The 20,286-nt window shown below is 70.6% G+C and carries 20 protein-coding genes and 2 pseudogenes; 15 read left to right on the top strand and 7 right to left on the bottom strand.

Annotated elements, in window-relative coordinates; all coding sequences use genetic code 11:
- Positions 1-88: 88 nt before the first annotated feature.
- Positions 89-742 (bottom strand): hypothetical protein, encoded by a 654-nt coding sequence (locus KSF81_RS10745; protein WP_217378971.1) that lies wholly within the window; start codon positions 740-742, stop codon positions 89-91.
- Positions 743-993: 251 nt separating this feature from the next.
- Here KSF81_RS10745 and KSF81_RS10740 point away from each other — a divergent pair, with 251 nt between their 5' ends.
- From KSF81_RS10740 to KSF81_RS10710, 7 genes and pseudogenes are all read left to right on the top strand, one after another.
- Positions 994-2,088 carry an extracellular solute-binding protein gene (locus KSF81_RS10740; RefSeq protein WP_217378970.1) on the top strand — a complete coding sequence of 365 codons (1,095 nt, stop codon included), beginning with the start codon at positions 994-996 and terminating at the stop codon, positions 2,086-2,088.
- A 4-nt stretch (positions 2,089-2,092) separates the two neighbouring features.
- Positions 2,093-2,917: an ABC transporter ATP-binding protein gene (locus tag KSF81_RS10735; RefSeq protein WP_217378969.1), complete on the top strand. Its 825-nt coding sequence runs from the start codon at positions 2,093-2,095 to the stop codon at positions 2,915-2,917.
- Between the two features lie 2 nt (positions 2,918-2,919).
- On the top strand, positions 2,920-3,159 hold the full coding sequence (locus KSF81_RS10730; protein ID WP_217378968.1) for a TOBE domain-containing protein: 240 nt from the start codon (positions 2,920-2,922) through the stop codon (positions 3,157-3,159).
- On the top strand, positions 3,159-4,016 hold the full coding sequence (locus KSF81_RS10725) for an ABC transporter permease (RefSeq protein ID WP_217378967.1): 858 nt from the start codon (positions 3,159-3,161) through the stop codon (positions 4,014-4,016). Before KSF81_RS10730 ends, KSF81_RS10725 begins: the two co-directional genes overlap by 1 nt.
- Positions 4,017-4,436: 420 nt before the next feature.
- Complete coding sequence (locus KSF81_RS10720; RefSeq protein WP_217378966.1) at positions 4,437-5,972, top strand: DNA sulfur modification protein DndB; 1,536 nt, start codon at positions 4,437-4,439, stop codon at positions 5,970-5,972.
- A gap of 211 nt (positions 5,973-6,183) precedes the next feature.
- Positions 6,184-6,974: pseudogene (locus tag KSF81_RS10715) on the top strand (ABC transporter permease subunit).
- A gap of 56 nt (positions 6,975-7,030) precedes the next feature.
- On the top strand, positions 7,031-8,233 hold the full coding sequence (locus KSF81_RS10710; RefSeq protein ID WP_217378965.1) for a pyridoxal phosphate-dependent aminotransferase: 1,203 nt from the start codon (positions 7,031-7,033) through the stop codon (positions 8,231-8,233).
- A gap of 53 nt (positions 8,234-8,286) precedes the next feature.
- Here the strand turns inward: KSF81_RS10710 and KSF81_RS10705 are convergent, their stop codons facing one another.
- The gene (locus KSF81_RS10705; RefSeq protein WP_217378964.1) at positions 8,287-8,832 is read right to left on the bottom strand and encodes a hypothetical protein; all 546 of its coding nucleotides are present in this window, start codon (positions 8,830-8,832) and stop codon (positions 8,287-8,289) included.
- A 279-nt stretch (positions 8,833-9,111) separates the two neighbouring features.
- Here KSF81_RS10705 and KSF81_RS10700 point away from each other — a divergent pair, with 279 nt between their 5' ends.
- From KSF81_RS10700 to KSF81_RS10685, 4 genes are all read left to right on the top strand, one after another.
- Positions 9,112-10,314 carry a pyridoxal phosphate-dependent aminotransferase gene (locus KSF81_RS10700; RefSeq protein ID WP_217378963.1) on the top strand — a complete coding sequence of 401 codons (1,203 nt, stop codon included), beginning with the start codon at positions 9,112-9,114 and terminating at the stop codon, positions 10,312-10,314.
- A gap of 65 nt (positions 10,315-10,379) precedes the next feature.
- On the top strand, positions 10,380-11,288 hold the full coding sequence (locus KSF81_RS10695) for an MFS transporter (protein WP_217378962.1): 909 nt from the start codon (positions 10,380-10,382) through the stop codon (positions 11,286-11,288).
- Positions 11,264-11,554, top strand: a complete 291-nt coding sequence (locus KSF81_RS10690; protein WP_217378961.1) for a hypothetical protein — start codon at positions 11,264-11,266, stop codon at positions 11,552-11,554. Before KSF81_RS10695 ends, KSF81_RS10690 begins: the two co-directional genes overlap by 25 nt.
- Positions 11,555-11,572: 18 nt before the next feature.
- A complete protein-coding gene (locus KSF81_RS10685) occupies positions 11,573-12,058 on the top strand; it encodes a MaoC family dehydratase (RefSeq protein WP_217378960.1) in 486 nt (161 codons plus the stop codon).
- On the opposite strand, the gene KSF81_RS10680 is transcribed toward KSF81_RS10685, so the two are convergent.
- The 3 genes from KSF81_RS10680 to KSF81_RS10670 form a co-directional block, all read right to left on the bottom strand.
- Entirely contained in the window at positions 12,039-13,034 is a 996-nt protein-coding gene (locus KSF81_RS10680; RefSeq protein WP_254453456.1) for a PHB depolymerase family esterase, read from the bottom strand. The genes KSF81_RS10685 and KSF81_RS10680 overlap by 20 nt on opposite strands.
- 44 nt (positions 13,035-13,078) lie before the next feature.
- Positions 13,079-13,273 (bottom strand): hypothetical protein, encoded by a 195-nt coding sequence (locus tag KSF81_RS10675; protein WP_217378959.1) that lies wholly within the window; start codon positions 13,271-13,273, stop codon positions 13,079-13,081.
- 246 nt (positions 13,274-13,519) lie between these two features.
- Entirely contained in the window at positions 13,520-14,602 is a 1,083-nt protein-coding gene (locus tag KSF81_RS10670) for an alpha/beta fold hydrolase (RefSeq protein ID WP_217378958.1), read from the bottom strand.
- Positions 14,603-14,766: 164 nt separating this feature from the next.
- On the opposite strand from KSF81_RS10670, the pseudogene KSF81_RS10665 reads away from it, so the two are divergent.
- Together KSF81_RS10665 and KSF81_RS10660 are read left to right on the top strand one after the other, a co-directional pair.
- Positions 14,767-15,997 (top strand): annotated as a pseudogene (locus KSF81_RS10665) (argininosuccinate synthase).
- A 28-nt stretch (positions 15,998-16,025) separates the two neighbouring features.
- A complete protein-coding gene (locus tag KSF81_RS10660; RefSeq protein WP_217378957.1) occupies positions 16,026-16,826 on the top strand; it encodes a potassium channel family protein in 801 nt (266 codons plus the stop codon).
- On the opposite strand, the gene KSF81_RS10655 is transcribed toward KSF81_RS10660, so the two are convergent.
- The gene (locus KSF81_RS10655; RefSeq protein WP_217378956.1) at positions 16,827-18,140 is read right to left on the bottom strand and encodes a DUF2254 domain-containing protein; all 1,314 of its coding nucleotides are present in this window, start codon (positions 18,138-18,140) and stop codon (positions 16,827-16,829) included.
- Between the two features lie 71 nt (positions 18,141-18,211).
- The gene (locus KSF81_RS10650) at positions 18,212-19,213 is read right to left on the bottom strand and encodes a tripartite tricarboxylate transporter substrate binding protein (protein ID WP_217378955.1); all 1,002 of its coding nucleotides are present in this window, start codon (positions 19,211-19,213) and stop codon (positions 18,212-18,214) included.
- A gap of 152 nt (positions 19,214-19,365) precedes the next feature.
- Here KSF81_RS10650 and KSF81_RS10645 point away from each other — a divergent pair, with 152 nt between their 5' ends.
- Together KSF81_RS10645 and KSF81_RS10640 are read left to right on the top strand one after the other, a co-directional pair.
- Positions 19,366-19,569, top strand: a complete 204-nt coding sequence (locus KSF81_RS10645; RefSeq protein ID WP_217378954.1) for a hypothetical protein — start codon at positions 19,366-19,368, stop codon at positions 19,567-19,569.
- A gap of 59 nt (positions 19,570-19,628) precedes the next feature.
- Positions 19,629-20,276, top strand: coding sequence for an FMN-binding negative transcriptional regulator (locus KSF81_RS10640; RefSeq protein ID WP_217378953.1), 648 nt, complete (start codon positions 19,629-19,631; stop codon positions 20,274-20,276).
- The last annotated feature ends 10 nt before the right edge of the window (positions 20,277-20,286 follow it).

The following is a 20,286-nucleotide window of genomic DNA, read 5'->3' as shown; positions in this document are numbered from 1 at the left end:
CGTTCCGGGATTGCGGCCGCGCCGCCCGCCGGCGGGGCCGGGGGCGTTACGGGAGCGGTGGGGGCAGAAGGGATAGGCGGCGGGCGGGCTACTGCTTCAGGCGGGCGCCGGCTTCGGTCAGCAGGCGGGTGTCATCCTCCTGCAGCAGCAGCTTCAGGTCGGCGCCGACATTGAAGCTGCGGGAGGTGACGCCGACCGAGGGGTCGGAGGCATCCTCCGCGCGGATGCGGTAGCCGGTGCCGACCGCGGGCGCGGTGAAGGCCGTCAGGGCGCGGCCATTGCTCACCGTCACCAGCCGCACCGGCGGCACCACGGCGCCGCTGCCGTCGCGCAGCGTGAAGGCCACCTGGCTCACCGGCCCGGTGACGGTGGCCGAGACCGGGATGGTGGAGCCCACCAGGATGCTGGCGGCGAAGGGCGCCAGCACCAGGGTCCGCACCACCGCCGAGGCGGCCTGGCTCAGCCGGAAGCCCTGCGCCACGCTGCGCAGCGTGTTCAGCGGGCCGACCGCGCCATCCAGTGTGATGCCGGTGCCGAGCCCGGGCCCGACCCGGACCGGCAGCAGCGCCATGGCATCCGCGGTTTGCAGCACCATGAGGTCGCCGGCGCGCAGCCGGCCGGCGACCGGGGCGAAATAGCCGGCCGTGGTCACCGCCACGCGGGTATCGGCGGTGCGGTAGTGCCAGAGAGTGAAGTCATTGCCCTGGATGAGGGCGCCGAGATTGGCGGAACTGAAGGGCACGGGGTCCTCCGTCTCGAGGCGCGCGCGAACGGCGGCGCGCCCGGCCTTTGGGGAGGACGGGGACACCGCCGGAGGGGCGGGCGGCTGCGGATTGTGCGGGAAGGGCGCCGGGCGCAATTCGCCCGTCGGCAAGGGCGGGAGTAGCGGATCATTCTGCCCGTGTCAAGGAAAACGGTCCTAGTTTCCGCACGGGACGCGCCGCGCGCTCTTCATGCTAGTTTCCCCGCCCCTGCCCTGCCCGCCGGACCGAGATGCGCCGCCTCCTGATCCTCGCCGCCCTGCTCATCGCCCCGCTGTTCGCCCTGCCCGCTCGGGCGCAGCCGGTGCTGAACGTCTACAACTGGACCGATTACATAGACCCCGGCGTGATCGAACGCTTCCAGCAGGAAACCGGCATCCGCATCCGCTACGATGTCTATGACAGCCTGGAGACGCTGGAAGGAAAGCTCTCCGCCGGCCGCTCCGGCTATGACCTGGTGGTGCCCTCCAGCGAGCCGAGTTTCGCCCGGCTGGTCCGGGCCGGGGCGCTGCGGCCGCTGGACCGGGCGCTGATCCCGAATTGGCGCAACCTCGACCCGGCGCTGATGGCCCGCGTCGCCGCCGTGGACCCCGGCAACCGGCACGGCGTCATCTATCTCTGGGGCACGGTGGGGCTCGGCTTCCAGCCGGACCGGATGCGGGCGCTGGCCCCCGATGCACCGCTCGATTCGCTGGATCTGCTGCTGCGGCCGGAGAATGCGGCGCGGCTGGCCCGCTGCGGGTTGGCGGTGATGGACAGCGTCACCGATGTGCTGCCCTCGGTCCTGCACTGGCTCGGCCGCTCGCCCGACAGCACCGATGCCGCCGATCTCCGCGCGGCGGAGGCGGCGCTGCTGGCCATCCGCCCGCATCTCCGCGCCATTCCCGGCTCCGGCGCGCTGGTGGACATGCTGGCAACCGGCGAGATCTGCCTGGCGCTGACCTATAGCGGCGATGTCATCCAGGCGGCGGCCCGGGCGCGGCAGGCGGGGCGCGGGGTGGAACTGACCTATGCGGCGCCACGCGGCGGCGCGCATCTCTGGTTCGACATGCTGGCCATCCCCGCCGATGCGCCGAATCCGGAAGCCGCGCATGCCTTCATCGATTTCCTGCTGCGGCCGGAGGTGATGGCCGCCATCACCAGCCATGTTCGCTACCCCAATGCCGTGCCGGCCTCCCGCCCGCTGGTGGCCGAGGCGGTGCGGCAGGACCCCAATGTCTATCCGGCGGAGGCGGCGCTGGCCGGCGCCTATCTGCCCAGCACCTTGCCCGCCGCGGCGGAACGCGCCCGTTCCCGGCTCTGGGCGCGCTTCAAGGCAGGCCGCTAGCCGCGTGACCGAACCACTGCTGCGGCTGGAGGGCGTCACCCGGCGCTTCGGCGCGACCCTGGCGCTGGATGCGCTGAGCCTGGCGGTCGGCCATGGCGAATTCGTGGCGCTGCTCGGCGGCTCCGGCTCTGGCAAATCCACCCTGCTGCGGCTGGTGGCGGGGTTCGATGCGCCGGATGCTGGGCGCATCCTGTTGCAGGGGCGCGACCTCGCCGGGCTGCCGCCGCATGCGCGGCCCGTCAGCATGGTGTTCCAGAGCTACGCGCTGTTCCCGCATCTCTCGGTCTTCGACAACATCGCCTATGGGCTGCGCCGCGAGGGCCGGCCGCGCGCCGAGATCACCCGCCGGGTGACGGAGGCGCTGGCCCTGGTGGGGCTGGAGGGCTTCGAGCGCCGCCGGCCGCACCAGCTTTCCGGCGGCCAGCGGCAGCGGGTGGCGCTGGTGCGCTCCCTGGTGAAGCGGCCGCCGCTGCTGCTGCTGGACGAGCCGCTCGGCGCGCTGGATGCGGGGCTGCGCGAACGCACCGGCTTCGAGCTGCGCGCCCTGCAACGCGCCACCGGTGCCGGCTTCGTCATGGTGACGCATGACCAGGCCGAGGCGCTGGCGCTGGCCGACCAGGTGGCGGTGCTGGAGGCCGGGCGGCTCGCGCAATTCGGCCCGCCGAGGGCGCTCTATGAACGGCCGGCGACGCGGCTGGTCGCGGGCTTCCTCGGCGCCGCCAACCTGCTGGAGGGGCGGGTGGCGCCGGATGGTTCGGTGGATTGCGCCGTGGCCGGCTGCACCCTGCACCTCGCCGAACCGCCCCCCGCGCGGCGGGCGAGGCGCTGACGGTGGCGCTCAGGCCGGAGCGCATCCGGCTGCTGCCCGGCACCGCGCCGCCCGCCGCGAATGGCGCGGCCGGCGTGCTGCGCGACCTGGCCTATCGCGGCGAGGGCTGGGTGGCGGTGGTGGCGCTGCCCGGCGGCCAGACCTTGCGCGTGACCCTCCCTGCCGAGGCCAGCCCGCCCCCGCCCGGCAGCGCCGTGGCGCTGGAATGGCCGGCCGAGGCCAATATCCCGTTGGAGGATTGATGCGTCGCCTGCTGGTCCTGGCGCCGCCCTGGCTCTGGCTGCTGCTCTTCGTCGCGGCGCCGGCGCTGATCCTGGCGCTGATCGCGCTGGCCGAGCCGGCGGAGGGCGTGCCGCCCTTCCTGCCGCCCATCGCCTGGCGGGGCACCTGGCCGGAATGGCAGGGCAGCGGCACCAGCCTGGCGACGCTCACCGAGGATGACTGGTATCTGGCGGCCTTCCTGAGCTCGCTGCGGGTGGCCGGGCTTTCGGCGGCGCTCTGCCTGCTGCTGGCCTATCCGATGGCGCTGGGCATCGCCCGGGCCCGGCCCTCGCGGCGGCTGCCGCTGCTGCTGCTGGTGCTGCTGCCCTTCTGGACCGGGTTCCTGCCGCGCATCGGCGCCTGGATCGGGCTGCTGCGGGATGGCGGCTGGGTGAACGGGCTGCTGCTGCGCCTCGGGCTGGTCGAGGCGCCGGTGCCGTTGCTCTATACCGAGGGCGCGCTGCTGCTTGGCATGGTGCATGCCTATCTGCCCTTCGCGGTGCTGCCGCTGGTGGCGGCGCTGCTCAGGCTGGACCCGGCGGTGGAGGAGGCCGCGGCCGATCTCGGCGCCACGCCCTTCACCGTGTTCCGCACCGTGACCCTGCCGCTTTCGCTGCCCGGGGCGGCGGCGGGATTCCTGCTGGTCTTCATCCCGGCGGCGGGGGAATTCGTGATCCCGGAGCTATTGGGGCCACCGGAGGCGCGGCTGGTCGGGCGCGTGCTGTGGGAGGAATTCTTCCGCAACCGCGACTGGCCGCTCGCCGCGGCGCTGGCGCTGGCGCTGCTGGCGGCGCTGCTGCTGCCGATCCGGCTGTTCCAGCGGCTGGAGTCCAGGTGATGGCAGCGTTCGCGGTGGGGACGCAGAGTACATCAGATTCAACGAAATACAGCCGTTCCTAAAACTTACATGGAAGCGGCCCGGCGTTGCCAACACCCAGTATCGTTGCGTCCCATGATTTGGCCAGGCGATTTTCCTGAGGCGCCAGGCTTTTCCAATTGACACGCCAGGCGTCTTATTGCACAAACCCGCTGCGCATGCGGGAGCGGTTGGGGAACCGAAGCATGCGCAGCCGCAACCCGAACTCGCTCAGAGCGGAAAGGAGGAACATGTTTTGGCATAACATCGTTAGAAGAGGCTAACGGCCTGCCCCAGCAGGGCAGGCCTTTGTTAGCAAAGCCGCGCGACCGGGAGCGGTTGGGGAACCAACGGTCGCGCGGGCCACAACTCGACCCGCCAGAAGGCGGAAAGGAGCTAGCCGTGCTTCCACAAGATATAGATGCTGCAGACCAGGTTGTCACTAACAGCCTTGATGATCTTCTGACTGAGGGGGACCACTCGGGCCGCCCCTTCAACGTTTTGGTAGGCGCCAACATGGGCAACCGCACGTTGGTCATCAGTGTGCCGATGGCGACCTTTTATGAAATATCAGAGGTGGCCAATCGCAATAACCTAGACGCGATGCCATCGCATCGTGAATTGCCTGTTGCCCAGCGACGGCTGGATGAAGGGCATGCGAAGAAGCTCGCTGTCTTTATTCTAAAGGGGCTGCTCGACGCCGCACGTCGCAAGTTGGAGCGCGCTGGTCGGCCGGTACCAGCCGCTTTGCTCGCCATCCAGAAGGACCTCGGCTCCCAGCCTTACATTTCTATGCAACCGATCGTTGCCAATATTCGGAACTGCAAGCCAGGTGGTGAGGGTCTACGCTTCGTGCGTACCGGAGGGACTATCACCGTCTATCTCTCGGACAAGCACGTGCTGTGGATCATCGACGGGCAGCACCGGCGATTTGCGATGCATCTAGTCTTCGAATTCTTGAAGACGATCACTATCAATGGAAAATACCCGCGTAAGCCTGCCCTCTACGTCCCGGCGGACGACTCAAAGCGGGAGCCGACACCGGAAGAGGTCCAAGTTTGGTCCTACGTATTTGAGATCGCTCGTGGCGACTCCACTGTCGTCGTCGAGACGCATCTCGGGCTAAACTTCGAGCAAGAACGCCAACTTTTCCATGACCTCAACAATCTTGCCAAAACGGTAGAGAGTAGCCTCGTCTACGAGTTCGATAACTCGAATCCTGTTAATCGCTTTATTAAGGAGCGTCTGCTGGGCAACGACATTCTTAAGGCGAAAGTCGTGGACACGGACAACCCGCATGATTGGCATAAAGATGAGGGTGTGATCTCCCGCAAGGACCTCATCGCCATCAACGCTCTATTGTTCCTAAACAAGACGACAATCAATGGCGCCTCGCCGGCCGACATTAATGCGAAGGAGGAGTACGGGTGCCGGTTCTGGGGCGCGATTGCTCAAATTCCCTACTGGGGCGAGCCTGGTGCCAAGAAAAATACCATCGCTGCCCAGCCGGTAGTCCTGAAGGCTCTTGCAAAGCTTGTCTATGATTTTGGTTATGGGCGGGATGAGAATGCCATCTACCTCGAGCGCATTTTTTCTGCTGTCGAGCGTGGCGTGATCGACTTCTCACATGCGAACCCGATGTGGCGGTATTTCGAGCTAACTCCTGAGGAGCAAGAGCGCGTCTGCCCGGGCCTGAAGGATGCGATCACGCCGGAGGAGGCCGGCTTCAACCTCGATCTAGGCAATTTCGACCATACGAACCAAGTCATGCGCTTCGGCGCCAAGCACAACGACATCCAGCGGCACCTTGGGGACATGATTCGCTGGAAGCTTGGGTTGCCGAAGCGGAAAGCGCTAGCCAAGCTTCAGAGCACGCTGCTTGAGGCCAAAGAGGGCGGAAGCGTTGGAGCGGCCCACATGGTCGACTCCGACGCCTAACGCAGCGTGTGCCGGCCCGCTAAAGCGTTCCGTAGGATGCTGAAAGTGGGCCGGCACCAGGAACTCCGCACCTGCCAATACCATTAATGATGCGTCCGTGTTTTTGTCGGTCTATATCTTGATCCTTAAGCGTCTCCAGTCTTTTGGAGGAATGCGCTTGCCGGAAGTCTATGCTGTCCCGGCTAGGGGCGCCATACGGTCGGTCCGATAAATGCGGCGCACTGGACTGGCGCTGGGCCTGGCCTTCCTCTGGGCGCCGATCCTGCTGCTGGTGGGCTATGCCTTCAGCGCCGACCGCATCCCCTTCCAATGGGGCGGCTTCTCGCTGCGCTGGTTCGCCGCCCTGGCCGGGAATGCGCGGATGCTGGAGGCGGCCTGGCTTTCGCTCCGCATCGCCGCCGGCGCGGCCTCGCTGGCGGTGCTGCTGGGGGGGGCCTGGCCGGCTGGGCGCTGGCCCGCTTCGGGCGCTTCCGTGGCCGCGCCCTGTTCGGGGCGCTGGCCGGCGCGCCGCTGGTGCTGCCGGAGGTGGTGACGGGGCTGTCGCTGCTGCTGCTTTTCGTCGCCTTGCAGGGCGCGCTGGGCTGGCCGGAAAACCGCGGCGCCACCACCGTGCTGCTGGCGCATGCCTCCATCGGCATGGCCTATGTGGCGGTGGTGGTGCAGGCGCGGCTGGCCGGCTTCGACCGCAGCCTGGAGGAGGCGGCGGCCGATCTCGGCGCCGGCCCCTTCACGGTCTTCCGCACCGTCACCCTGCCGCTGATCGCGCCGAGCCTGGCGGCGGGCTGGCTGCTGGCCTTCACCCTCTCGCTCGATGACGTGGTGGTGGCGAGCTTCGTCTCCGGCCCGGCCGGCACCACCCTGCCGATGCTGGTCTTCTCGGCGCTGCGCATGGGCATGACGCCGGAGATCAATGCGCTCGGGGCGGTGATCCTGGCGGTGGCGGGGCTGGCATTGGGGCTGGCGGGGTGGATTCTGGGGCGGAATGCCTCGGGGCCGGGTTGAAGCCGCAGGGGGCGGGGGCTAGGGTCGCAGCCCTTCCGCCAGACCCGAAGGCCGCAATGAACCTCGTCGCCGACCGCCTCGAACGCATCTCCCCCTCGCTCACCATCGCGATGACCGCCAAGGCGCGGGCGCTGAAGGCGGCGGGCAAGGACGTCATCGGCCTGTCCTCGGGCGAGCCGGATTTCGACACCCCGCGCAACGTGAAGGACGCGGCCATCGCCGCCATCGAGCGCGGCGAGACGAAATACACCGATGTCTCCGGCACGCCGCAGCTCAAGGCCGCGGTCTGCGCCAAGTTCAAGCGCGACAGCGGGCTCGACTACAAGCCGGAGGAGATCCTGGTCGCGACCGGCGGCAAGCAGGTGATCTTCGACGCGCTGCTCGCCACCATCAACCCGGGCGACGAGGCGATCATCCCCGCCCCCTGCTGGGTCAGCTACCCCGATATCGTGGAGCTGGCCGAGGGCAAGCCGGTCATCGTTCCCTGCGGCCAGAACCAGGGCTTCAAGCTGCGTGCCGAGCAGTTGGAAGCGGCGATCACGCCCAAGACAAAATGGTTCATCCTGAACAACCCCTGCAACCCGACCGGCGCCGCCTACAATGCGGCCGAGTTGAAGGCGCTGACGGATGTGCTGATGCGGCATCCGCATGTCTGGATCTTCACCGACGATATCTATGAGAAGCTGGCCTATGACGGCTTCAAGCCGGCCACCATCCTGGAGGTGGAGCCGCGGCTGCGCGACCGCACCATCACCATGAATGGCTGTTCCAAGGCCTATGCGATGACCGGCTGGCGCATCGGCTTCGCCGGCGCGCCCGTCGCGCTCATCAAGGCCATGGACAAGCTGCAGAGCCAGAGCACCTCGAACACCAGCAGCATCAGCCAGGCCGCGGCGGTCGAGGCGCTGGTCGGCCAGCAGGACTCCATCCAGGAGATGGTGGCGGTCTACAAGCGCCGCCGCGACATGGTGGTGGCCATGCTGAACGAGGCGCCGGGCCTGCGCTGCCACACCCCGGAAGGCGCCTTCTACGTCTTCCCGGACATGCATGGCTGCATCGGCAAGACCACCGCCGGCGGGCGCAGGATCGAGAACGACGAGGCCTTCTGCACCGCGCTGCTGGAGGAGGAAGGCGTCGCCACCGTCCATGGCGCCGCCTTCATGTATCCCGGCCATTTCCGCATCAGCTACGCGACCAGCGACGCGGCACTGAAGGAAGCCTGCACCCGCATCCAGCGCTTCTGCGCCGGGATGCGCTGAACCGCGGCGGCCGGCGCGGCCCGGTGCCGCGCCGGCCGCCCATCACCTGCCTATCAGCGGTGCGGCGCCGGCTGGCCCGCCGTGCCGCCGGAACTCGCCGGAGGGGTATTCCCCTGGGTGCCGGTCGCGTGATTGCCGCCTTGCTGCTTCAGCCGGGGGATATGCTCGGCCAGGCGGTCCGCCGCGGCCTTGGTCTGCTGCGGATCGCTGTTCCGGTCCCGCAGCAGGCGGTGCGTCTCCTCGAACTGCGCCTGGGTGTCGCGGTATTCCTGGCTGGTGCGCAGGCTGGCCGGCAGTTGCACCATGGATTCCTGGGTTTCCAGGATGGCGCGCTCGGCTGTCCGCATCGCCTCGTTGCGCCGGTCGCCGGCGGGCTGCTCCGCCATGGCCTGGATCGCCTTGCGCAGATCCTCCGTCGCCCGTTGCAGCCGGTCCATGGAGAGGCTGGGCTCAGGCGGCGGCTCGGTGATGACCTGGCCCTGCGGTGACGGGCTGCCGGGTCCCGTTCCCATGCTGCCCGGCTGCCCCTGCGCCAGCGCCAGCGATGCGGTGCCGAACAAGCCCGCCATGACCGCGGTTGCAAGCAATCCTGCCTTCATGCCCAGTCTCCTGTGTCCGGCCCCGCCCGGCGGCGCTTATGCCCGGCTCACCGCGAATGGGGCCGCCGATCCGAACGCCCCGCCCGAGGCGGCGGTTGCCCGGTTGCCGCTTGGGGGTTGGCGCCCCGCGGCACGCTGCCCGCAGCGACGTGCCGAATCGATGGTTCGGCACGCCGCTGCAACCTGTTCTCTGCAGAGCGGATTCACGCCTCCGGGCGGTTCCGCCCTGCGGCGATCCGCTCTAAGCTGGGCCGCCCTCATCCCGGACCCGTCGCACGCATGCCCGAACTCGCCCAGCGCCTTGCCGATGTGCAGGTCTCCGCCTCCGCCGCCATGACCGCGCGGGCGCGGGACATGGGTGCGCGCGGCATCCAGGTGATCAGCCTCTCCTCCGGGGAGCCGGATTTCCCGACGCCGCGCCACGCCATCGAGGCCGCCTACCAGGCCGCGCTGGCCGGTGACACCAAATACCCGCCGCAGGGCGGCACCCTGGCGCTGAAGCAGGCGGTGCAGCGCAAGTTCAGGCGCGACAACAACCTGGACTACGCGCTGGACGAGATCATCGTCGGCAATGGCGGCAAGCAGGTGATCTTCAACGCCTTCATGGCCACCATCGACCCGGGCGACGAGGTGGTGATCCCCACCCCCGCCTGGATCAGCTATGCCGACATGGCGAAGGTGGCGGGCGGCGTGCCGGTGACGGTGCCCTGCCCACAGAACAACGGCTTCCGGCTGCGGCCGGAGGATCTGGAAGCGGCCATCACGCCCAGGACCAAATGGGTGATGCTGAACTTCCCCTCCAACCCCACCGGCGCCGCCTGCACCCGCGAGCAGATGCGCGGCATCGCCGATGTCCTGCTGCGCCACCCGCAGGTCTGGGTGATGACGGACGACATGTATGAGCACCTGGTCTATGACGGCTTCGAATTCTGCACCATCGCCGAGGTCGAGCCGGGGCTGAAGGACCGGGTGCTGACGGTGAATGGTGTCTCCAAGACCTATGCCATGACCGGCTGGCGCGTCGGTTTCGGCGGCGGGCCGGCGAAGCTCATCAAGGGCATGTTCAACATGCAGGGCCAGGCGACCTCCGGCATCTCCACCGTGGGGCAGGCAGCCGCGGCGGCGGCGCTGGACGGGCCGCAGGACCTGGTGCGGGAACGCGCCGCCGAATACCGTCAGCGTCGTGACCTGGTGGTGGAGATGCTGAACGCCGCCCCCGGCATTTCCTGCCACAAGCCGGAAGGCGCCTTCTACGTCTTCCCGAACCTCGCCGGCTGCCTCGGCAAGACCAGCAAGGGCGGGCGCAGGATCGAGACCGACACCGACTTCGTCTTCGCCCTGCTGGAGGAAAAGCACGTCGCGGCGGTGCAGGGCGCGGCCTATGGCATGAGCCCCTATATGCGCATCTCCTATGCCACCGACCTGGCCAGCCTCACCGAAGCCTGCGGCCGCATCCAGGAATTCTGCCGGGACCTGACCTGACCCGCGGGGGAGCACGGGCCCCGCCGCCGCTTGACGCGGCGCGGCATCGACCGCCCCATACCGACGTGGCCGCTTCCCTCCCGATCCCGCTTTTCGCGCTGGCCGGCTATACCACCGGCTCCGGCATGCGGATGCTGGACCCGCTGCTGCCGCTGCTGGCCGCCGATCTCGGCGTGACCGTGGCCGGCGCCACCGGCGTGGTGGCCGGTTTCGTGCTGCCCTATGGGCTGGTGCAATTGGCGGCCGGGCCGCTCGGCGATGCCTTCGGCAAGATCCGCATCGCCTGTTTCGCGCTGCTGCTCTACGGGCTCGGCCTGATCGGCAGCGCCTTCGCCACCGACCTGCCGATGCTGATCGCGCTGCGCGCCTTCTGCGGCTGCTTCGCGGGCGCGGTGATCCCGCTGCTGATGGCGCATATCGGCGACAGCTTCCCCTATGAGGAGCGGCAGGTGGCGATCGGCCGCTTCACCACCGGCATGGTGATGGCGCAGCTCGTCACCGGCCCGGTCTCCGGCGTGCTGGCGGAGGCGGCAGGCTGGCGCCTGCCCTTCCTGGTGCTCGGCCTGCTCTCCCTGGCGGTGGGCGGGCTGGTCGCCTGGCGGCTCGCCGCCGCGCTGTGGCGAGGCCCGGCGGCGGGCGCGGAGGCGGCGGGCCGCGGCCTCCGCGGCTATGCCGAGCTGCTGCGCCGCCCGGCCGGGCGCTGGCTGCTGGGCGTGGCCTTCTTCGACGGCTTCCTGCTGTTTGGCGGCGCCTTCCCTTATGTTGGCTCCTTCCTGATCGAGGGTTTCGGGCGCAATGCGGCGGAGGCCGGGGTGATCGTCGCCGGCTTCGGGCTCGGCGCCTTCGCCTATACGCGGCTGGCCCGGCGCCTGCTGCGCCGCTTCGGGGGGAGCGGGGGCTGCTGGGCCTGGGCGGCGGCGGCTTGGCCTTGGCGCTGGCGGCGCTGGCCATGGCCCCCTCCTGGCCGGTGGTGATGCTGGTGCAGATGGTGCTGGGCCTGGTCTTCTACATGTTCCACGGCGTGCTGCAGACCCAGGCGACCGAGGCGCTGCCGGGGGCCCGCGGTACCGCGGTGGGCGCCTTCGCCATGGCGCTGTTCCTCGGCCAGAGCGCGGGCTCGCTGGCCTTCGGCCTGGGGTTGCTGGCGGTGGGCTATCGTGGCGCCTTCGCCCTGGCGGCGGCAGGGGTGGTGGCGCTGGCGGTCTGGGCGCGCCAGGGGCCGCGTGCCAGTGCTGGATAGGAAAGGGAGAAGCAAGGGATGGAACGGCTCTATCTGGAAGACCTCGCGCCGGGCCAAGTCTACCGCTCCGGCCGGCGCGTGGTGACGGCGGCGGAGATCACCGCCTTCGCCGCCGCCTATGACCCGCAGCCCTTCCATCTGGACGCGGAGGCCGCGCGGGATACGCTGTTCGGCGGCCTGGCGGCCAGCGGCTGGCACACCGCGGCGCTGACCATGCGGTTGCAGGTGGAGGGCGAGTTCCGCCTGGCCGGCGGGCTGATCGGCGCCGGCATGGACGAGTTGCGCTGGCCCCGCCCGGTGCGGCCCGGCGACGAATTGCGGACCGAGACGGAGATCCTGGAGGTCCGGCCCTCCCGCTCGCGGCCGGAGCAGGGGCTGGTCAAGGCCCGCACCACCACCTTCAACCAGAAGAACGAGCCGGTGCAGGTGCTGGTGGCGAATCTGCTGGTGCCGCGGCATCCCGCGGAGGAACCGCCCAGCGGGCTCAGCGCCTGCCGGAGCTGATGCCCCAGAACTCCGCCATCCTCTGCGCGGCGGAGAGGCCGGCATCCACCACCCAGGCGCCTTCGCGGCCGCCGCCGGCGCCCCGCGGATCGACCGGAAAGCCGTGCCCGAGGCGGGCGAGCCGCCACAGTTCCACCGCCGGCCGCGCCGCCTTGCCCCCTGGCCGGCCCCAGGTCAGCCGGCGCAGGCCGGGCGCCACCTCGGCCTCGGTGGCCGGCTCGGCGCCGCAGCCGTGCAATTCGCTCCATTGCGCCGCCAGGATCTCGGCATTGGCGGGGTCCACGGTGCGGTCGCGCCCGCCCTGCCAGATGGAAAGCCGCGGCCAGGGCCGGCCGGGCCGGGGCGGGGTTGCCGCCCGCACGGCATCGGCCAGGTCGCGCCGGCTCCGCCAGGCGCCACCGGCCCGGTGCATCTGCTGCAGGGCCAGGAGCGAGGTGCCGGCACAGCCCACCGGCATGCCCGCCACCACCCCGCCGGCGGCGAAGACGGCCGGATAGGCCGCGAGCATCGCCGCTGCCATGCCGCCCCCGGCGGAGAACCCCGCGATGAAGACCCGGCGCGGGTCGGAGCCGTAACGCCCGATGGCGGCCCGCAGCATCTGCCGGATCGACATCGCCTCGCCGCCGCCGCGCCGGACATCGGCCGGGCGGTACCAGTTGAAGCAGCGGCCGCGGTTGTTCGCGTTGCCCTGCTCGGGCAGCAGCAGCGCCACGCCGAGCCGCTGCGCCAGGGCCAGCCAGCCCGCATCCGCGGCGAAGCCCGCGGCATCCTGGCCGCAGCCATGCAGCACGACCACCAGCGGGCGCCCCGCCGGCAGGCGCGGCGGCGCATAGGCCAGCATGCGCAAGGCGCCGGGATTGGAGCCGAAGCCGGAAACCTCCACCACCCGGCCGAGCATGGCGGTCCGGGCCAGGGCCGCCTGCATCGCATCGCTCAGGCCAAGGGCGGCATGGCCAAGCCGGCGCGCGAAGAACATGCCTGCCTAGTCCCCGCCGGGCAGGGCCATGCCCGGCTGCAGGATCAACGGCGCCGCCGGGGCGGCTTGAGGGCGGCCAGCCAGGCATCGGTCCAGAGGCGGCCGGCCTGGCGGGTGAGGCTGGCCTTCTGCCGGCCCGCGGCCGCCGCGGCCTGGCTGCGCGCCTTGCCGGCCACGGCATTGGCGCCGCTCAGCCACATGCTCATGAGCGGGTTCTTCTTGAGCCACGGATTTTTCATGGGGAACTCCTTGCCGGCTCCAGGCGGGTGTTTCGGCGGAACCAGCGTGGCGCCTGGCCGGTGATGCAGGGACCGGGCTGCCCTGCCCTTGATGCTGCAATGCGGCAAACGTCACCGCCCCGCGCGGGGTTCCGCTCCCGCGGTTCGGGCGGGAATGCTATGTGCGTGGGTGAGCCAGGGCAGCCTTGTATCTCCGGCCCGATTCAGACCTCCGGGCCATGCGGCCCTGCGGTCATCGGGCCTGCCCTACCCGCAGCGCTCCACCCGCCGCTCCACGAAATCCAGCAGGCAATGGCCGTAGCGGAGCGTGAAGCGGGCATCGGCGCCGCCGCCATGGCCCTGCACCTCGGCCGGCCGGTCCAGGAAGAGCAGCCCGCCGACCCTTGGAGTGGCGGCAGGCGCGGCCAAGCTGCGGAAGATCCTGGCGCGGCCTTCCGGGTCCGGGTCGAATTCATCGCCGCGGAAGGCGGCGATCGCCACCCGCGCCGCGGGGCTGCGCGCCGCCTCCACCACCTGGCGGAGATCGGACAGTGCCCAGGCCCAGGCCGGGCTGCCGGTGGCGCCATGCGCGGCCGGCGCCACCGCTACCACGCCATCCACCAGCCCCGGCTCGGCCAGGGCCTGCAAGGCGTTCCAGGCGCCGCGCGACTGGCCGCCCACCACCACCCTGCGATAGCCGCGGGCGCGCAGCGACTTCAGGGCGCCCTGCAACCAGGCGGCGGCATCGTCGGTCTCGTCGGTCAGCGGGTCGCGGTCGAAGCGCAGCACGTCGTAGCCGGCATTGTTGAAGACCCGGACATGCGGCTGCGGCTGGCTGCCGCGGCTGTCCTGGCCGCCGGCAGCCCGGCCATGCGCCCAGACATAGGCGCCGCGCGCCGCCTCCGGCCCCTGCCAGAGGAAACGGCCATCCGGCACCAGGGTCCAGCCGATGCCGATCCGGAGCGGCACCTCGGCGGCGAGCGGCGCGGTGCTTTCCCGCCCCGGCCAGACCACCTCCAGGTCCCGGGCATAGATCCGGCAGCCCTGGCCGCCCCAATGGGCGCAGATCTCGACGGCGCGGGCATCCGTCGCCGCCTGGCTTTCCAGCGAGGCCGCCCAGCCCCAGGAGCCGTCCGGGCTGACGGCGAAGGCGCGCGGGGTCGCCTGCTGCACGAAGCGGCGGTAATCCGCCCGCCCCGCTTCGGGCAGGTAGGGCACCGCGGCGGCATCCAGCACCGCGGGCGGCCGCAGGGCGGGGCTCGCCACGCTCCCGGTCGCCGTGTCGCCCAGGGAGGCGCGCGGCGTCGCGCCGAGGGCGATCGCGGCGAAAAGGCCGATCGAGACGGCCATGCACAATTTCGCGTGAGGTGCCATCCTCGTGATGGAAACACGAAGCGGGCGCGCCGCGCAACAGCGCTCTTTATCCTCTTTACCCCTCTGGCGCGGCGGCCAATAACCCTCCCGCCCCGGTGGCCAAGCCAGGCCGCCCCGCTACTTTACTCAGGAACCCGACCATGCGCGTCAAGGATGTGAAGAAGGTGGTGCTCGCCTATTCCGGCGGGCTCGATACCAGCGTCATCCTGAAATGGTTGCAGACCACCTATGGCTGCGAGGTGGTGACCTTCACCGCCGATCTCGGCCAGGGGGAAGAACTGGAGCCCGCCCGCCGAAAGGCCGAGATGTTCGGGGTGAAGGAGATCTTCGTGGACGACCTCCGCGAGGAATTCGTTCGCGACTTCGTCTTCCCGATGTTTCGCGCCAATGCCCTCTATGAAGGCCAATACCTTCTCGGCACCTCCATCGCCCGCCCGCTGATCGCCAAGCGGCAGATCGAGATCGCCGAGCAGGTGGGGGCCGATGCCGTCGCCCATGGCGCCACCGGCAAGGGCAACGACCAGGTGCGGTTCGAGCTGGCCTATTACGCGCTGAAACCGGATGTGAAGGTGATCGCCCCCCTGGCGCGAATGGGAATTGACCAGCCGCACCGCGCTGATCGAATTCGCCGAGCAGCACCAGATCCCCATCGCCAAGGACAAGCGTGGCGAGGCGCCCTTCTCGGTCGATGCCAACCTGCTGCATTCCAGCAGCGAGGGAAAGATCCTGGAGGAGCCCTGGGACGCGCCGGACGAAATGGTCTGGCAGCGCACCATCCGGCCCGAGGACGCCCCGGATGCCGCCACCGAGATCACCATGGAATTCGAGCGCGGCGACGCCATCGGCATCAATGGCGAGCGGCTCTCCCCCGCCACCCTGCTCACCCGGCTGAACGAGCTTGGCCGCGTGAACGGTATCGGCCGGCTCGACCTGGTGGAGAACCGCTTCGTCGGCATGAAGTCGCGCGGCTGCTACGAGACGCCGGGCGGCACCATCCTGCATGCCGCCCACCGCGCCATGGAGAGCATCACGCTGGACCGCGAGGCGGCGCATCTCAAGGACAGCCTGATGCCGCGCTATGCGGAGCTGGTCTATAACGGCTTCTGGTACTCGCCGGAGCGCCGCATGCTGCAGGCCCTGGTGGACGAGAGCCAGCACAGCGTCACCGGCACGGTGCGGCTCAAGCTCTACAAGGGCAATACCATCGTCACCGGCCGGAAGTCGCCGCACAGCCTCTATTCGATGAAGCACGTCACCTTCGAGGACGACCAGGGCGCCTACGACCAGTACGACGCGCAAGGGTTCATCAAGCTGAACGCGCTCAGGCTGCGGCTCGGCGCCATGGCCGGGCGGCGCGGCGGCGCCCTCTGACGCCGGGCTGAACGGGGCGGGGCGGGCGATGCGGCGCGCCGCCTCCAGCCGGCACCGCGGCGGGCTGCGCGCGAGGCTGCGCTACCTCTATGAAAGCGGCGCGCCGCGGGCCCGCGCCTTCCGCTACGGGCTGCTTGGGCTCGACCTCGCCAGCATCGCCTGGATCGTGCTGGTCTCCTTCCTGGAGGTCTCGCCGCCGATCCTGGCGGCGGATGTCGCGCTCGGCGCCGTGCTGCTGGCCGAGTTGGTGCTGCGGTTGATCGCCAGCCGCCGGCCATGGCGCGACCTGCTGCATCCCTATGGCGTGGCGGATGCGCTCTCCATCGCCTCCCTGCTGCTGGCGCCGCTGCTGCAAGGCGCGCTCGGCTTCCTGCGGGTGCTGCGGACGCTCAGGCTGCTGCATTCGGTGCGGCTGGTCGGCTCGCTCCGCAGCGACCTGCCCTTCTTCCGCGACAACGAGGAAGCCACCCTGGCCGCGGTGCAGCTCGTGGTCTTCATCTTCGTCATGACCGGCCTGGTCTTCGAGACGCAGCACCGCACCAATCCCGGCATCGGCAATTACGCCGATGCGCTGTATTTCACCGTCACCAGCCTGACCACCACGGGCTATGGCGACGTCACCCTGCCGGGCACCACCGGGCGGCTGCTCTCGGTGCTCATCATGCTGGCCGGCGTCACGCTGTTCCTGCGCCTGGCGCAGACGCTGTTCCGGCCGAACAAGATCCGCTTCCCCTGCCCCTCCTGCGGGCTGCAACGGCATGAGCCGGATGCGGTGCATTGCAAGGCCTGTGGCGTGGTGCTGCACATCCCGGACGAGGGCCAAGGCTGATCACGCGCCCGGGCGGGCATCCACGGCGAGGCCCTCCACGAAGCGCTGCTCGCGCTCCAGGATGCCCTCCCGCCCGGCGCGGTCGGTGGTGCCGGCGAGCCCCGCCTCCCGCGCCAGCGCCGCATGCCGGGCCAGCGCCGCCAGCCGCTCCGGCCGCCGCTCCAGCCGCGCCGCCACGGTGAGCGTCTCCAGCAGGCGGATGATCACCGCCGGGCTGCCGCCGGCGCTCTGGCGGATCATGTGGAACATCACATCGAGCAGCCCGGCATAGTCGGTGGTGGGCCAGTCCAGCACCATCTGCCCCTCGCGCAGTTCCACCCCCGGCTCCAGCTCCCGCCCGGCCAGGCGGCAGAGCGCGGCGCCCAGCCAGTCCAGCACCGTCATCGCCGTATTCGGGTCGTTGATGCCGGGCGAGAGGGCGCGCACCGCGATCTCGGTCAATTGCCGCACCGCGAATCCCGGGTCGTCCGCCAGGGTCCGCCGCGCGCCGATCGCCACCGCGCGGCCAAGCGCCGCCGCGGCACCCTCCACCGGGGGCTGCACCAGCGCCAGCGGCAGGCCGGGATGCACCCGATGCCCGGGCCGCGACAGCAGCCGCACCGCGCAGCCCTGCTCCGCCGCCCAGTCGGCCAGCCCCTCCGCATCGAGCTGTTGCAGATAGCCCTCCTCCGGCGCCGGCACGGCGAGGGCCCCGGCCCAGCCCGTCGCCGCCGGTGCCGGGATGAGCGGCGCCGGCGGTTCCGCTGCCTCGGTGCTATGGGCATCGAGGGTCTTCGCCATATCGGCGGCCACGTCCTCCACCACCCGGTCGAGATTGATCCCCTCCGCCGCATGATGGACGAACCAGACCAGCACGCCGGTGCAGACCAGGCCGAGCACCACGCCGAGGGTGACGCCGAGATGCGGCACGAAGCCGCCCTCCGCCGGGCTGCGGATGGTCCGCAGCACCATCAGGCTATAGGCGAAGGTGCCGAGGAAGGCGCCGAGCGCCACCTGGTTGCCGGCATCCCTGGTGAAGTTGCGCAGCAGCCGCGGTCCCATCTGCCCGGAAGCGAGGGAGAGCGCGGCGATGGTGATGGAGAAGATCGTCCCGGCCACGCCGAGCGAGGCGGTGGCCAGGGCGCCGAGCAGCCCCCGCGCCCCCTCCGCGCCTCCGGAATAGACCAGGTCGCCCAGCCAGTCCGGCAGGGTGGCCGCGCGGTCCAGCCGCTCCGTCAGCCAGCCGAGGAACAGGCCCAGCAGCACCAGCAAAGCGGGGCGTGGCCAGAAGGACTCGGCGAGATGGGCGCGCAATTGGCGCCAGCGGGCAAGCATGCGGAACCCTCCGGCGCGGCCGCGGAATGCCCCGCCGCAAGCCTAACCGCCCGGGGCCGCTGCCGGTTGCGCTACTCGATGCGGATGCCGGTCTCCTGCACGATCCGCCGCACCACCTCGCGTTCCCGCCGGATGCGCGCGGCGAAATCGGCGCTGCTTTCGGTGACGGCGTCGTTGCCGGTCAGCGCCAGGCGGCGGCGCAATTCGGGGTCCGCGTTGGCGTGGTGCACCGCCGCCTCCAGCCGCCGCAGGATGGGCTCCGGCGTGCCGGCCACCGCGAACAGCCCGTTCCAACTGGTGATGTCGAAGCCGGGATAGGTTTCGGCGATGGTCGGCAGTTCCGCCATGCTGCCGCGCCGCTCGGCGCTGGTCAGGGCGATGCCGTGCGCGCGGCCATCCTGCACCAGCGGCCGCAGCGTATTGGCGGTGCTGATGGCGGCGTCGATCTGCCCGGCCACCAGGTCCCGCGCCGCGTCCTGGCCGCCGCGATAGGGCACGTGCTCCAGCCGGATGCCGGCGCGCGAGGCCAGCAGCGCGCCGGCCAGGTGCCCCGGGGTGCCGATGCCGGGGGTGCCGTAGGTGACGGGGCTCGGCGCCGCCTTCGCCGCTGCCACGAAACCCGCCAAGTCGCGGGCCGGGAAGTCGCGCCGCACGATCAGCACATAGGGCAGCGCCACCGCCTGGGCCACCGGCACGAAGGCGGTTTCGTAGTTGAAGTGCAGGCCCTTGGCGATGAAGGGCACCACCACGAAGCTGAAGCTCTCGAAGAGCAGCGTATAGCCATCCGGCGGCGCCTGGGCGACGATGCCGGCGCCGATGGTGCCGCCGGCACCGGTGCGGTTCTCGATCACGATCGGCTGGCCGAGGAATTCCTGCATCCGCGCCTGCAGCATGCGGATCACGGTGTCGGACTGGCCGCCCGGCGAATAGGGCGCGATGACGCGGATTGGCCGGTTCGGCCAGGCCTGCGCACCTGGGGCCGGCTCCCCCGATAGCTCCCCTTGGGCCACGGCCAGGCGCGGCGCGGCCAGCAGCGGTGCGAGGCCGGCGAGCAGCCCGCGGCGCCCTGGCATGGCGTTCCTTCCTGATGTCATGGCCCGGTGTTTCCCTGGACGTTGCGGCAAGGGAAGGCGCGGCTTCGCCCCGCGTCAAGCCGGCATGGCGCCACGCCCAAGGAACCACCCCCCTGGCCCCGCGCTTCGGCTTCGCTTGACCGGAGGTGACGATGCCCGCGGGCCAGAAGGATGAACCCACCAAGCCGGGCTGGACCGAGCAGGAGAAGGCCCGCGGCACGCCGCAGGGCGAATCCGCCGGCGCGGCCGGCGAAGCGGAGCCGAAGGGCCGGCCCACCGACGACCGCGCCGCCACCGAACAGGCCGCCGCCAAGACCGAGCAGGACTCCAAGCCCCACCCCGGGCGGCCCCAATAGGCATCAGGTGTCGTCCCCTGGCGGTTGCGGGGCGCCGGCGAAACGGCCACCCTGCCGCCATGTTCTACGAACCACCCGCCTTCCGGGAGGACCGCCCGGAGATCCTGCACGCCCTGATCCGCCAGGCCCGCCTGGCCCTGCTGGTCTCGAACGGCGCCGGCGGGGTGCCCGACATCACGCATCTGCCGCTGACCCTGCTGCCGGAGGAAGGGCCGCAGGGCCTGCTGCTCGGTCATGTGGCGCGCGCCAACCCGCATTGGCGGGCGCTGGCGGAAGCCGGCCGGGCCCTCGCGGTGTTCCGCGGCCCGGATGCCTATGTCTCGCCCAACTGGTACCCCTCCAAGGCCGAGCACCACCGAGTGGTGCCCACCTGGAATTACGAGGTGGTGCAGGCCGAGGGCCCGGTCGAGATCATCCAGGATCCGGCCCGGCTGCTCGGCATCGTCCGCGGCCTGACCGAGGCGCAGGAGGCGGCGCAGCCGCGGCCCTGGCAGGTGGCCGATGCGCCCGCGGCCTTCGTGGCGGGGCAGTTGAAGGGCATCGTCGGCCTGGCGCTGCGGATCGAGCGGCTGACCGGCAAGCGCAAGCTCAGCCAGAACCGCCCGGCCCAGGACCGCGACGGCGCCATCGCCGGGCTGGAGGCGAGCGAGCACCCGCGCGACCACGCCACGGCGGCGGCGATGCGGGCGGTGGCGCGAGGGGAGTAGGCGGGAGCGG

The sequence above is a fragment of the Siccirubricoccus sp. G192 genome (genome assembly GCF_019084075.1).
Classification (GTDB): Bacteria; Pseudomonadota; Alphaproteobacteria; order Acetobacterales; family Acetobacteraceae; genus G192.
Note: the sequence above shows the minus strand (reverse complement) of the source record. Positions and strands in the feature narration are given on the sequence as shown.